We start from the raw sequence: 12292 nt of genomic DNA, 5'->3' as shown, positions 1-12292 counted from the left end.
CGGCGCAACCTCATTCGATGGTCGCGTGCATGAGATACACGTTGTAGTCGCTCCAGGTCGACATATTGAAGTAGAGATCCGAACCCGAGGACCAGGGGTGGATGAATCCGCCGTACAGCTCCGGGTAGTCGGTCACCCGCACCGTCGGCGCGGCATCGGACCACACGCCCTGCGGTGAATTCGATTCGCGGACGACCAGAGCCATCTTCGCGGTATCGAGATAGCTCATCTGCCAAACATTTCGGGCAGCGTCGAAGCGCACCGACAGCTCACCGGCCGGTCCGTCGACGATCGGGCTCGCGGAGCCGAATCCACCCACCGGAGTCCAGTTTCCGTCGCGCCAGTACTGATAGGCCGTGGTATTGAGCAGCTGATCCTTCGGTACCCGGGCGAGGCCGACCGCCGCGAGCCGAGTATTGGGCGTGCCGAACATGTATACGTAGTCGCCCTGCGGAACCATCGCGCTCACTTGGAAATTCGCGAGTCCGAAGATGTTGTCCCAGCGCGCGTAGGGATCCTTGGTCCAGGTCTGGCCGTGGTCATCGGAATAGGCGATACCGCCGTAATTGGTGAAGAACGTACCGGGAAAGCTGTTCCAGGTGCGAATCGACATATAGCTCAGGTACTGCCGCCCGCCGAGCGCGAATCCGGAGGTCGGAATCGTGGTGACCTCGACATTGTCGAGTTTGCGGCTGGAGAGCACTTCCGCCGCGTGGCAGCGGTCGTCGGTCACCATCCGGTCGTAGGTCATACCGTCGGACAGGTCCCGGTCGGTGCTGAAGGCCAGCACATTGCTGCGCCAATCCATCCCCACCCCGCCCGGTGGGTGAAAGCCGCGCCCGATGGTGTCACCGAAGGCGGTGGCGATCTCCCCCGGCGCACTCTCCCACATGATCCCGAGGTCAGTGCCGTCCACCTGCCAACGCTTATCGGTGCGATTCACCGAATTCGCGCCGGTCTGCTTGGCCACCTCGGTGACCGAACCGATGCGCGGCGCAGGCCGGGCCGCGGACAGCGGGGCGGGCTCGGTCGGCGGATCTACCGGCGGCGGGGGCGGCGGCACCGCACCCGGATCCGGTCCCGGTCCGGGTATCGCGAAGTGGAAGGGCTTGGGATTCAAGAGAATTTCCGGAATGCCGAGTCGGCTGGCCAGGCTCGGCGGCGGTGTCGACGAATCGGTCAGATCCGGGCACGGGTTGGTGCACGGATTCGACGGCAACTCCATCTCCGTCCGCGTCGGCGGTGGTGCGGGCCGATCCGGCGGCAGCACGGTGATCACCGGATACGGGATCGGCACCTCGAACGTCTTGGGCACCAGGCCCTCATGCTGCGCGGGCGGATCGCTCACACACGGACCGGGCACCGGCCCGATTGCCTCCGGCGTGGCACCAGCGGGTCGACCCGCGTACGTCAGTGCTGCGGCCGTGCACACGACCGCAGCGAACACCGCCACCCACCGCCGAGTCATCTTCAACCCCTCGATATCTCGCGCAAAACGGACACCGCCGCCCGGCCACCGCGCCGCATCGATGCCCTTCGCGATGCCGTGCACCAGCGCCCGACCCTACCTGTTCTGCCCCCTTGACCTAGTCCGACTTACCGACCGGAGCACCATCCACCGCAGCGACATCCAGAATTAACAGCAAACTCCCACTCCATTTTCGGGACCGCAGCGCGACTGCCCTGCTACCTTCCACGAAGCGACAACTCGAGTCGGGGTGAGTGGCCGTCCACCGGGGGAGCAAGGGGCCCCCGGTGGTTCCATTCGACCAGAGGACACCCATGAAACCTGCTCTGCAGCCCGGGTCGCTGCTCGGAACCGCTTCGACGATCCTGATCGCCTCCGCCGCAATCGCATTCGCGATACCGACGGCGTCCGCCGATCCGCTCACCGACCTGCTGTGCAACTCGGGCTCCGCCCAGTTGTGCCCGCCCGCCCAACCGCAACAGAACGTGCCGAACAACCCGCCGCCCCTCACACAACCGCCCCAGGCACAACCACCGCAGACCCAACCGGCGCCCTACTACCGAAATTGCGACGAGGTCCGCCGAGCCGGTAAGGCTCCGCTGCACCGGGGTGACCCGGGATACGCATCCCACCTGGACCGCGACAACGACGGAATCGCCTGCGAATAAACGGCACTGACAGCGGCACCGGAAGCGGAGCAGGATGGAGCATGTGAAAGCTTCACTGATCTATCACCGCGCTGTACCCGCGCTCGGTGCCGCATGTCTGGTGATCGGCGGCCTCGCGGCCGCGTCGCCGATCGCCGCCGCCGGTTCGTCCACCGTCCAATTCGTTGCCGGGCCCGATAGTTCGCTTCCGGTGCCCAGCTATCGGCCCGGTCCGAAGGGATCGAACGTCCCGCCACCGGAGACGTCGAAGGAGGAGTCGCCGAGGTATTACACCGATTGCGATCAGGTGCGCGCGGCAGGAAAGCTCCCGCTCTACCGCGGCCAGCCCGGCTACGCGCCGTACCTCGATCCGGACGGCGACGGTATCGCCTGCGACTGAGGGCGGCCCGCAGGAGGCTGCGGCCGAGCCGGCCACCCGGCTCGCGACCGGGCGAGCTACTGCACCGCTTGGAACACCAGTATCGTCGCGCCGATGCGGATGGTGTCACCGTCGGCGAGCAGCGCACCGTTGTCGATCGCGCCATCGTTGACGTACACGCCATTGGCCGAATGCAGATCCTTGATCAGCAGTCCGGCCCGGCTCGGCATGATGTGTGCGTGATAGCGACTGGCCTTCGGATCGTCGAGGACCAGATCGTTATCGGTCATCCGGCCGATTCGCATGCCGCCCTGCGCGATTGTCAAGACCCGGCCGTCCGGCATGCGCAGCTGCCCGCTGCGGACCGCACGCGGCATCTCGGTGACGGTCTCGGTCATCGCGGCGGCCAGTCGCTCGGTGCGCTTGAGTTCCATTGTGCTCAGCGGCTCCTGGCGCAGCACCCGCTGTTCCAGATCGACCAGCACCGGGCCCGGGTCGATGCCGAGTTCCTCCGCGAGCACTGTGCGCACCCGGCGGCACGCGTCCAGCGCGTCGGCCTGCCGACCGGACAGATACAGCGCGGTGATCAGCTGACCCCACAGCGGCTCGCGCAGCGGATGCTCATTGGTCATCGAGACCAGCTCGCCGATCACCGATGCGGCACGCCCACAGGCGATTTCGGCATCGATGCGGGCCGAAGCGGCCTGCAGCCGCTCCTCGTCCATCGCGGTGGCGAAGCCGTCGGCGAACTGCAATCCGGCCAGATCGGCCAGTGCCCGACCGCTCCACTCGCGCAACGCATTCCCGAACAGCTGCGCCGCACCGACGTGATCGCCGACCTCGGCGGCGCGCGCGCCCGCATCCCTGGCCGCCTCGAAGCGTCCGAGATCGCAGGCATCCTCCGGGATCTCGAGCCGATAGCCCGATGATTCGGTGCGCAGCACCAGGGCCGGATCCACACCCGAATTACGCAGCGCCTTGCGGATATTCGAGACGAATACCTGCAGGCTGGCGGCGTAGGAGTCGGGCGGATCCTCGTTCCACACCATATCGGCCAGCGCAGCCGAAGCCACCGCGCGCCGTCGATTGACGGTCAGCGCGGCGAGCAAGGCTCGCGGCTTGGGCCCGCCGACCGCTACCGGTTCACCACCGACCAGCAGTCGTACGGGCCCGAGCACGCGCACATCCAGACTCATGTGCTAAATGCCCCCGTTTCCAATTGCGGTGTCCGCGGGCCCTAGGTAGGCCCGCCCGTCTCCCACCGCCACCCTCAACGGGCGGCCTGCGGCCGACTGTACTTGTCCGGGCACTGCTGCCTCCGGACCTGACACGTACACCGCGGGGAAAGGGTCAGGCGCTGATCGAGCGACCCGCGGACTTCAGATCATTGCACGCCTCGACAACACGTGCCGCCATGGCGGCTTCGGCTTTCTTCAGGTAGCTGCGCGGATCGTAGGTCTTCTTGTTGCCGACCTCACCATCGATCTTGAGCACGCCGTCGTAGTTGGTGAACATATGCGCGGCGACCGGCCGGGTGAACGCGTACTGGGTATCGGTGTCGACATTCATCTTCACCACGCCGAAACACAGCGAATCCTCGATCTCCGACTTCAGCGAGCCCGAACCGCCGTGGAAGACGAAATCGAACGGCTGCGCGTCGGCCGCCAGGCCGAGCTTGGCCGCCGCGACGCGCTGGCCCTCGGCGAGTACCTCGGGCTTGAGCACCACATTGCCCGGCTTGTACACGCCGTGCACATTGCCGAAGGTCGCGGCGAGCAGGTACTTGCCGTTCTCGCCGGCGCCGAGCGCGTCGATGGTCTTCTCGAAGTCCTCGGGGGAGGTGTAGAGCTTCTCGTTGATCTCGGCCTCGACACCGTCCTCTTCACCGCCGACGACGCCGATCTCGACCTCGAGGATGATGTTCGCCGCGTGCGTCGCCTTGAGCAGTTCCTTGGCGATCTCCAGGTTCTCATCGATCGGAATCGCGGAGCCGTCCCACATATGCGACTGGAACAGCGGGTTGCGGCCCGAGTTCACCCGCTCCTGGGAGATGGCGATGAGCGGACGCACGAAGGTGCCCAGCTTGTCCTTCGGGCAGTGGTCGGTGTGCAGCGCGATGGTCACGTCGTAGCGCGCGGCGACCACGTGCGCGAACTCGGCGAGCGCGACGGCGCCGACAACCATGTCCTTCACACCCAGGCCCGAGCCGAACTCCGCGCCACCGGTGGAGAACTGGATGATGCCATCGCTGCCCGCGTCGGCGAAGCCCTTGATAGCGGCATTGACGGTTTCCGAGGAGGTGCAGTTGATGGCCGGAAAGGCAAAGGAGTTCGCTTTGGCCCGACCGAGCATCTCGGCGTAGACCTCCGGAGTCGCGATGGGCACTGTGAAGACCTCCGTGTTGTGCGGAAAAAGACAATTCTGTCAGCCCTCAGAGTAGGCCAGCGCGCTTTCGCACGATGTCAGGGGACCTTCCTGCGCGGCGGCGGGACGATCCGAACCGGCCGGTCGGCCGGGACGAACTTTTCGCACAGCGAGAGGTTTCTCAGCTGGACCCGGTACTGTTGGCCGCGTAATTGCGCTGGCAGCTTCCGATGCGGTGGCAAAGCAATGCAGCCAGCCGTACCCGGGACAGGAGGCCGCGTGATTCTGCTGGCAGCGACAGAATCGGTGACGAGCAACGTCGCATTGACCCAGTTGCTGGACCCGATGCACCTGCTTACGGAGACGTGGCTGAAGAACGCGGTGCTCCCGGCGATCCTGGTGATCGTCTTCATCGAGACCGGTCTGCTCTTCCCGATCCTGCCCGGCGACTCGCTGCTGTTCACCGGTGGCCTGCTCTCGGCGACGGACAATCCGCCGGTATCGATCTGGGTGCTTTTGCCCGCCGTCATGGTGACCGCCTTCGCCGGTGACCAGTGCGCCTATTGGATCGGCAGGGCGATCGGGCCCGCGCTCTTCCACAAGGAAGACACCCGGTTGTTCAAGAAGCACTACGTCACCGAGACGCACGCCTTCTTCGAAAAACACGGTCCGAAGACGATCATCCTGGCCCGCTTCGTGCCGATCGTGCGCACGTTCATGCCGGTGCTCGCGGGTGTGTCCAAAATGGATTACCGCAAGTTCGTCACTTTCGATATCGTCGGCGCGATCCTGTGGGGCGGCGGTGTCACCGTACTGGGCTACTTCCTCGGCAATATCGAATTCATTCGCAAGAACATCGAGCCGATCTTCCTGCTCATCGTCCTGCTCTCGATCCTGCCCGCCATCATCACCGTGGCGAAGAAAGTCCTGAACCGCGGTGCGGACGAGGCCGGTCAGCAAGACGCCGCGCTGACCGCCTCGACGAACGAGCCGACCCACTGAGCCGGTGTCCACGGCGCAGTTGCCCCTAGCAGTGGGCAGTTTCGATCCGCTGACCTCGGCGGGCCCCGCGCTCGTGTGGACGGTGGTGCTCACCTTCGTCTTCCTCGAATGCGCGCTGATCATCGGGCTGTTCCTGCCCGGTGACTCGATGCTGATCACCGCGGGCATCGTGATGGCCTCCAATGCGACCGGCGAGGCCCATGTCTGGGCGCTGTCGGTGGGCGCGATGATCGCGGCCATCGCGGGCAACCAGGTGGGTTATGTGATCGGCCACCGCACCGGTCATCATCTGGTGGCCAGGAAGAACGGCCGCTATATCAACACCCGCAATCTGCAGCGGGTCACCGATTTGCTGCAGCGGCACGGATTCCTCGCGGTGCTCATTTCGCGCTGGATTCCGTGGGTGCGCACGCTGTGCCCGATGGTCGCGGGCGCGGCGCAGATGGACCACCGCAAATACACCGTGGCCAGCACGATCGGCGCCATCATCTGGGCGCCGGTGCTACTGCTCATCGGCTACTACGCGGGCAGTTTCCTGGAGCGGGTGCCGTGGCTCATGCCGGGGGTCATCGGGACGCTGGTGGCCGGGCTGATCATCGGAACGGCGCTCGGCATCCGGCATTACCGGCAGGAGATCGCCAAACCCGCCGAGGATTTCGATCTCGAGGCCGCGCCCACCGGCGTGGTCGAATCGGAGTGCTGATTCCTAAAGTCCGGCAGCACTGACCTGGAACGCCGCCTCCATCAGCAGCCAGCCCGACAGTTGTACCGACATATCGCGTTCGGGCACCTGTGATGAGGTCACCGAGCCGCCCGCGGTGAAATATCCGGCGCCGGACGGGCCACCGGGTAGCTGTGCGGGCTGGTTCCAGTCGTGCCCGAACAGCGGTTCACCCTCGACCTCCAGCCGGTTGGCCCAGGCCGCCGTGGCGCTGGCACGCACGATATCCGCCGCGGCGCGCCGATCGGCCGCCTGCTCCCGATCGTCGCCGGGGAGCATCAGCGCGACCACCGCCAGATAGCGGGCCAAAATGCCGTTGAACAGGCCGCCGTCGCCACCACCGCCACCATTGATCACCCCGTCGGTGGTCATATGTTCCTCGACCGCGGCGAGCAGCCGGTGCACCCGTTCGGTATGGCGCGGCTCGCCGGTGTGCACCGCGAGTTCGGCCTCCAGGCCCAGCACCACGCCCTGGCAGTAGGTGAAAGTCGGGCTCTCGATCTCACCGGAGGGCAGATGGATGCCGTCGAGGATCAGGTCGGATTCCTTATCGCGCAGCGTCGCATCGATCCAGTCCGCCATCTCCTGTGCGCGGGCCTGGCGACCCAGGCGCAGCAGCGCGATCGCGGCCGGTCCGTTGGCTGGTGCGTTGAAGTAGTCCGAGCCGACCCGCCACGGCACGCCGCCGCCGCGCGCCGGATCCCATGCCCCGTACAGCTCCTGCTCGAGTGCGACCAGACCGCCGCGCACCTCGGTGATGCCCTGGGTCCGCTCGGCTCGCTCCAAAGCGATAGCCAGCCAAGCCATATCGTCGTAGTAGCTATTGGTCCAGCCGGTGATATTACGAATGCGATGCGCACGCGCGATGGCGGCAATGCGCTTGCGGCGCTGCGGAGTCGGCACCCGGTTTGCGGCATCGACCGCGCAGTCGATCAGATGCGCCTGCCACCAGTAGTGCCAGGAGACGAAGACGCGCTCGCGACTGGTCGCGGGCCAGCCCACCACACCCAATTCGGTTCCGGGACAACCCCATAGGGCACGCAGGTGCCGAGAGACGATCGCGGCTTCGGCCATGTCCGCCCGGTGCGACCACAGCGCGGGCGGGGATACAGCGTCGCGCCCGCTCTCCGGGCTCCGCGAGGTCATGGGTCAATGGTGCCAGCTTCGCGCCGGTTCATAGGGATCTTTTCGTTACCAAGCCGACGTCAAATCGGCATGTTGCCGAATCCACGCGTGCATGGCGATACCGGCAGCGACTCCGGCATTGATACTGCGGGTCGAACCGAACTGCGCGATCGAAACCGTCAGCGCGGCCGCACCCTTCGCATGTTCGGTGACACCGGGCCCCTCCTGTCCGAACAGCAGCAGGCAGCGGCGTGGCAACTCGACGGTTTCCAGCGGGACCGAGCCGGGCACGTTGTCCACGGCGACCACGGTCAGCCGCTCTCGCTCGGCGAACGCGATGAGCTCACCGATATCGGTGTGATGTTCGATGTGCTGATAGCGGTCGGTGACCATGGCGCCGCGCCGATTCCAGCGCCGCCTGCCGACGATGTGCACGGCCGCCGCGGCGAAGGCGTTGGCGGTGCGTACCACGGTGCCGATATTGGCGTCGTGCCCGAAGTTCTCGATGGCGACATGGAACGGATGCCTGCGCCGGTCGATATCGGCGACGATCGCATCCCGCGACCAGTAGCGGTAGGCGTCCACGACATTGCGGCGGTCGCCGCCCGCCAATAGCTCCGGGTCGTAGCGGGGATCGGTCGGCGGCGCCCCGTCGTGCTCCTCGGCCCATGGCCCGACTCCGTGCGGGTGCTCGCCCCATTCGGTGGGTCCTGGCTGTTCAGCCGTATCCGGCGCGGGGTGGTTCACGCCGATGATGCTAATTCCCCCGGCGCGGCTAGTAGGTCGAGGACGAGCTGTCCAGGACGCCGACGGCGGTGAGGATCACCATGGCGGTGATGAACAGAATGGTCAGGATCAGCAGGATCGAGGAGACGATGCCGCAGACATATCCGGCCATCACGCTGCTCCGACCGCCGATCGCACCGCCGGACGCGTCGATCTCGTTGAGGGCCTTCTTACCCATCACCCAGGCGACCGGTCCGAGGAACTGGCACAGCAGCAAGCCGAGAATCCCCAGAATCATGATCGTGATGGCCTGCGGGTGATCCTGTGGCCCATAGGCTGGGTAGCCATATGGCGAACCGTACGGCGGTGGCGGCGGGTAGTTCATGCGCAGGATGGTAGTTGGTGGTGTAGCTGGCTACACCACGGATTCGGCGGTCAGCTCCATCGAACGCCGCCCCGATTGCGACAACCATGGAGCCCATGACCGAGACACAAACCCTCGTGCTCGACGCGCCGACCGGCAAGCCCGGTACCGACGCGCGCGATGTGCTGCGCGCGGTGCTGCGGGCACCGTTTCAGGCTCGTACCTGGAAGCAACTCGCCTATGTCTTCACGGTTTTCGTAATCGGCGTACTCGCCATCGGCTATCTGTTCTTCGGATTCGGCGGCGGACTGTACGCCTCGATCGTCCTCATCGGCATTCCGGTACTGGCACTGGTGATTCTCGGCGGGCGCATCTGGGGGAAGGTCTATCGCGCGCTGGCCAGGGATCTGCTCGATACGCCGGTCGACGGGCCGCCGCCCTACGTCTCGCAACCGGGCTTCCTCGGATTCCTGAAGAGCGCGTTCACCGATCGCGCGAGCTGGCGGGCCATCCTGTTCCTGTTCGCACAGGCCGTACTCGGTGTGGTCGGCGGCTATTTCGTGCTCATCACGGTCGCCGTGACCGTATTCACGGCCCTGTCGCCCATTCCATGGGTGCTCTTCGATCCGATAAACGTCGATGACAACGGCGTCGAACACCGTTCACTCGTCCAGTTCGGTTCCTTCTACATCGAAACCTGGCCAAGGGTTTTGCTGATGTCGGCGGTCGGCATCATCGGCTGCTTCGCCCTGCCGTGGCTGCTGCGCGCGGTCTGTTGGGTCCACGGGCTGCTCACCATCGCGCTGCTTTCCGCGACCGCACGGGACCGGCAGCTGGTCGAGTTACGGGCGAGCAGGCGTGCGGCGGTGGAGGATTCGGCGGCGACCCTGCGTAGGGTGGAGCGGGATCTGCACGACGGTACGCAGGCGCGGTTGGTCACCATGGCGATGGCGCTCGGCCGGGCCGAGGAGCGGCTGGCAACGGGCGGCGATGCCCGCGATCTGATCGCCGACGCGCGCGCCAACGCCAAGGAGGCATTGACCGAATTGCGGGAACTGGTGCGCGGAATCCATCCGCCCGCACTCGAATTGGGGCTCGAGCCCGCGCTGGAAACGCTGGCGTCCCGGTGTGCCGTTGCGGTGCAGCTGCGAGTGCACCTGCCGCAGCGGCCGAATCCGGCCATCGAGGCGATCGCCTACTTCTCGGTCGCCGAACTGCTCACCAATGTGGTCAAACACGCGAATGCCACCAGTGCCTGGGTGTCGGTGCTGCCAACCGATGCGCATACCATCGCGGTCTCGGTACGCGACAACGGAATCGGAGGTGTGCTGCAGCCGATGGCCGGAGAACATGCCGCAGGCAGCGGACTCTCGGGGCTCGCGGCGCGGGCCCGCGCAGTGGACGGCACGCTCACCGTGCAGAGCCCGACCGGCGGGCCGACCGTGGTGACCATCCTGCTGCCGATGGCCGGACCGCGATGAGTACGCCGTTGCGGGTGGTCATCGCCGAGGACAGCGTGATCCTGCGCAACGGTCTGGCCGGGCTGCTGACCGAGCGCGGCCACGAGGTGGTCGCCATGGTCGGCGACGCCAGCACTCTGAGCGATGTGGTCGGCACCTACAACCCCGACGTTGCCGTTGTCGATGTCCGGATGCCGCCGACCTTCACCGACGAGGGGCTGCTCGCCGCGATCGAACTGCGCCGCAAATATCCGCTCACCGGCGTACTGGTGTTCTCGCAGTGGATCGAAACCCGCTATGCCACCGAACTTCTCGCCGGTGGCGCGAGCGGCGTCGGCTATCTGCTCAAGGACCGGGTGGCCGACGTGGGCGACTTCGTCGACGCACTCGACCGCGTCGCGACCGGCGGCACCGCACTCGACCCGGAGGTGGTGAGTCAGCTGATGGGTGCTTCACGCCAACAGGATTCGCTCGCTCGGCTCACTCCACGCGAGCGCGAGGTCCTCGAACTGATGGCACAGGGCCTGTCCAATAACGCGATCGCGTCCGCGCTCACCGTCACCGAACGCGCCGTCGAGAAGCACATCGGCAATATCTTCACCAAACTCGATCTGCCGCCCTCGGATACCCATCATCGCCGGGTGCTCGCGGTACTGCGGTTGAAGGGCTGAGTCGGCCCTCGACGCCCAGAGCAGCTCGGCGGCATCGAGGGGTGTCGCCGAGCCACCGCTGGCGACGCAGGCGGACCCGCCGTCGAGCCAGCGGTCATCGTCATGACAGTGCACCGGATACAAGCAGGTCACAGCTCTGGTCAAGGCGCATTCACACCGGACCAGGCGGACCTATCCTGGAGATGCAGGGCAGTCGGGGTGGAGGCTGGTATGGACCACGCACGCATTCTCCGCACAGTGCTCGGGGTGACCGCCGGGTATTTGGTGCTGCTCGGATTGTGGCTCGGCTGGTTGCTTCCGCATACGCCTCCGGGCACCGCGCCCTATCAGATCATCGCGCTGGTCGGCCTGTTCGGTTCGTGCTGCGGCATCGGAATGCTGCTGGCCGCCCGGCCATCGCGAGCGGATCGGCAGCTGTGGCGACACGGGCTGGAGGGATGGGCGACCATCGAGGGCGCGCATCCACTCGAGCGCACCGATCATCACACCGAGTTGACCGAATTCGATCTCGAGCTCGTCGTGCCCGGATCCGAAAGTTACCGTGGCACCATTGTTTTCGATGTCACCCCGGCCGACAAACCGCGGCTCGCGGTCGGCGAGACGATTTCGATCCGAGTCGATCCGGCCAATCGCGATCGGATCATTCTCGTTCTGAGACAATAACTTTCGCGTCAACCCCGCAGCCGTCGGCCATAGCATGGGCGCGTGGATCGGCGAGCAGGTATTGCGCGGCCGCGTAGGTCGACAGAATGACGCCTTCGACGATCCGCCGCGAACGCTCGCCCCGCGCGAAGAGCCGACGCAGCACGATCAACCCATCGGAGACGGTGAACAGCAGCGCGCCGAGGCCGAGCCGACTGCGTGGATCCACACCCGGAATATTGAGCCCGGCAACGTTTTTCGCCTCCGGAGCCAAACCGGGATCGGAGGCGAGCACCGCCGCACTGCCCAACGTCGCGCCATAGGCCGTCAGTGGGACCGCCACGGTCGGCGCCTTGGCCCGCATCAGCGCAGCGGCCCCGAGCCAGGCCACCACTCGTGGCAGCGCGATCTCCGGACGCGGCCGTCCACCGCGCCGCCACCAGAGCACCGAATACCCGGTCTGCATCATCGCGAACGACGTGGCGCCGGTGATCAAACGGCGATCGTTATCCGGCTCGATCAGCAGCACATCGCCGACCGTCGCGGCGCCGAGCGCGCCGAGCAGGACCGTCCGGTCGACCGGGTCGAGCGCCGCCCGATCGGTCGCCACATCGGCGGCCAATAGCGGCATCATCAGCGGTTTGGCGATCCACTGCAGTTTGTCGCGGCCGGTGACCGCGCCGTACACAGTCGCCGCCGCCGCCGCTAGAAAAGCGGCGCGAA

General features: G+C 66.1%; 14 protein-coding genes. 7 read left to right on the top strand and 7 right to left on the bottom strand.

Going from position 1 to position 12292, the window contains the following annotated elements; translation table 11 throughout:
- Window positions 1–10: 10 nt before the first annotated feature.
- The gene (locus ABZ293_RS17275; protein WP_355181910.1) at window positions 11–1468 is read right to left on the bottom strand and encodes a DUF4185 domain-containing protein; all 1458 of its coding nucleotides are present in this window, start codon (window positions 1466–1468) and stop codon (window positions 11–13) included.
- 314 nt (window positions 1469–1782) lie between these two features.
- Here ABZ293_RS17275 and ABZ293_RS17270 point away from each other — a divergent pair, with 314 nt between their 5' ends.
- Both ABZ293_RS17270 and ABZ293_RS17265 read left to right on the top strand, forming a co-directional pair.
- On the top strand, window positions 1783–2136 hold the full coding sequence (locus tag ABZ293_RS17270; protein WP_355181628.1) for an excalibur calcium-binding domain-containing protein: 354 nt from the start codon (window positions 1783–1785) through the stop codon (window positions 2134–2136).
- A 43-nt stretch (window positions 2137–2179) separates the two neighbouring features.
- Entirely contained in the window at window positions 2180–2515 is a 336-nt protein-coding gene (locus ABZ293_RS17265; RefSeq protein WP_355181626.1) for an excalibur calcium-binding domain-containing protein, read from the top strand.
- Window positions 2516–2571: 56 nt separating this feature from the next.
- Here ABZ293_RS17265 and ABZ293_RS17260 read toward each other — a convergent pair whose 3' ends face one another.
- Both ABZ293_RS17260 and fbaA read right to left on the bottom strand, forming a co-directional pair.
- Entirely contained in the window at window positions 2572–3690 is a 1119-nt protein-coding gene (locus ABZ293_RS17260) for a BTAD domain-containing putative transcriptional regulator (RefSeq protein ID WP_355181624.1), read from the bottom strand.
- Between the two features lie 154 nt (window positions 3691–3844).
- Window positions 3845–4879 (bottom strand): class II fructose-bisphosphate aldolase, encoded by a 1035-nt coding sequence (gene fbaA / locus ABZ293_RS17255; protein ID WP_355181622.1) that lies wholly within the window; start codon window positions 4877–4879, stop codon window positions 3845–3847.
- Between the two features lie 324 nt (window positions 4880–5203).
- On the opposite strand from fbaA, the gene ABZ293_RS17250 reads away from it, so the two are divergent.
- A complete protein-coding gene (locus tag ABZ293_RS17250; RefSeq protein ID WP_355181908.1) occupies window positions 5204–5860 on the top strand; it encodes a VTT domain-containing protein in 657 nt (218 codons plus the stop codon).
- A gap of 19 nt (window positions 5861–5879) precedes the next feature.
- The gene (locus ABZ293_RS17245; RefSeq protein WP_355181906.1) at window positions 5880–6563 is read left to right on the top strand and encodes a DedA family protein; all 684 of its coding nucleotides are present in this window, start codon (window positions 5880–5882) and stop codon (window positions 6561–6563) included.
- Between the two features lie 3 nt (window positions 6564–6566).
- Here ABZ293_RS17245 and ABZ293_RS17240 read toward each other — a convergent pair whose 3' ends face one another.
- The 3 genes from ABZ293_RS17240 to ABZ293_RS17230 form a co-directional block, all read right to left on the bottom strand.
- Window positions 6567–7655, bottom strand: a complete 1089-nt coding sequence (locus tag ABZ293_RS17240) for a glycoside hydrolase family 76 protein (protein ID WP_355181904.1) — start codon at window positions 7653–7655, stop codon at window positions 6567–6569.
- Window positions 7656–7772: 117 nt separating this feature from the next.
- Entirely contained in the window at window positions 7773–8453 is a 681-nt protein-coding gene (locus ABZ293_RS17235; RefSeq protein ID WP_355181620.1) for a TrmH family RNA methyltransferase, read from the bottom strand.
- A gap of 28 nt (window positions 8454–8481) precedes the next feature.
- A complete protein-coding gene (locus tag ABZ293_RS17230; protein WP_355181618.1) occupies window positions 8482–8817 on the bottom strand; it encodes a DUF4190 domain-containing protein in 336 nt (111 codons plus the stop codon).
- Window positions 8818–8912: 95 nt separating this feature from the next.
- Between ABZ293_RS17230 and ABZ293_RS17225 the strand changes: the two genes are divergently transcribed.
- The 3 genes from ABZ293_RS17225 (at window position 8913) to ABZ293_RS17215 (ending at window position 11590) form a co-directional block, all read left to right on the top strand.
- Window positions 8913–10277 carry a sensor domain-containing protein gene (locus ABZ293_RS17225; RefSeq protein ID WP_355181616.1) on the top strand — a complete coding sequence of 455 codons (1365 nt, stop codon included), beginning with the start codon at window positions 8913–8915 and terminating at the stop codon, window positions 10275–10277.
- Window positions 10274–10927, top strand: a complete 654-nt coding sequence (locus ABZ293_RS17220) for a response regulator transcription factor (protein WP_354954488.1) — start codon at window positions 10274–10276, stop codon at window positions 10925–10927. The genes ABZ293_RS17225 and ABZ293_RS17220 overlap by 4 nt, the downstream gene beginning before the upstream one ends.
- Before the next feature lie 210 nt (window positions 10928–11137).
- Window positions 11138–11590, top strand: coding sequence for a hypothetical protein (locus ABZ293_RS17215; protein WP_355181614.1), 453 nt, complete (start codon window positions 11138–11140; stop codon window positions 11588–11590).
- On the opposite strand, the gene ABZ293_RS17210 is transcribed toward ABZ293_RS17215, so the two are convergent.
- Window positions 11568–12257, bottom strand: coding sequence for a lysoplasmalogenase (locus ABZ293_RS17210; RefSeq protein WP_355181612.1), 690 nt, complete (start codon window positions 12255–12257; stop codon window positions 11568–11570). The two genes, ABZ293_RS17215 and ABZ293_RS17210, sit on opposite strands and share 23 nt — an antisense overlap.
- Between the last annotated feature and the right edge of the window lie 35 nt (window positions 12258–12292).

This window comes from Nocardia sp. NPDC005998, assembly GCF_040614395.1.
Lineage (GTDB): Bacteria > Actinomycetota > Actinomycetes > Mycobacteriales > Mycobacteriaceae > Nocardia.
Note: the sequence above shows the minus strand (reverse complement) of the source record. Positions and strands in the feature narration are given on the sequence as shown.

Coding starts and splice junctions, on each gene's coding strand:
- ABZ293_RS17215 (WP_355181614.1), top strand. CDS start 11,138: ATGGACCACGCACGCATTCTCCGCACAGTGCTCGGGGTGACCGCCGGG.
- ABZ293_RS17240 (WP_355181904.1), bottom strand. CDS start 7,655: ATGGCCGAAGCCGCGATCGTCTCTCGGCACCTGCGTGCCCTATGGGGT.
- ABZ293_RS17250 (WP_355181908.1), top strand. CDS start 5,204: ATGCACCTGCTTACGGAGACGTGGCTGAAGAACGCGGTGCTCCCGGCG.
- ABZ293_RS17260 (WP_355181624.1), bottom strand. CDS start 3,690: ATGAGTCTGGATGTGCGCGTGCTCGGGCCCGTACGACTGCTGGTCGGT.
- ABZ293_RS17220 (WP_354954488.1), top strand. CDS start 10,274: ATGAGTACGCCGTTGCGGGTGGTCATCGCCGAGGACAGCGTGATCCTG.
- ABZ293_RS17225 (WP_355181616.1), top strand. CDS start 8,913: ATGACCGAGACACAAACCCTCGTGCTCGACGCGCCGACCGGCAAGCCC.
- ABZ293_RS17230 (WP_355181618.1), bottom strand. CDS start 8,817: ATGAACTACCCGCCGCCACCGCCGTACGGTTCGCCATATGGCTACCCA.
- ABZ293_RS17275 (WP_355181910.1), bottom strand. CDS start 1,468: ATGACTCGGCGGTGGGTGGCGGTGTTCGCTGCGGTCGTGTGCACGGCC.
- ABZ293_RS17270 (WP_355181628.1), top strand. CDS start 1,783: ATGAAACCTGCTCTGCAGCCCGGGTCGCTGCTCGGAACCGCTTCGACG.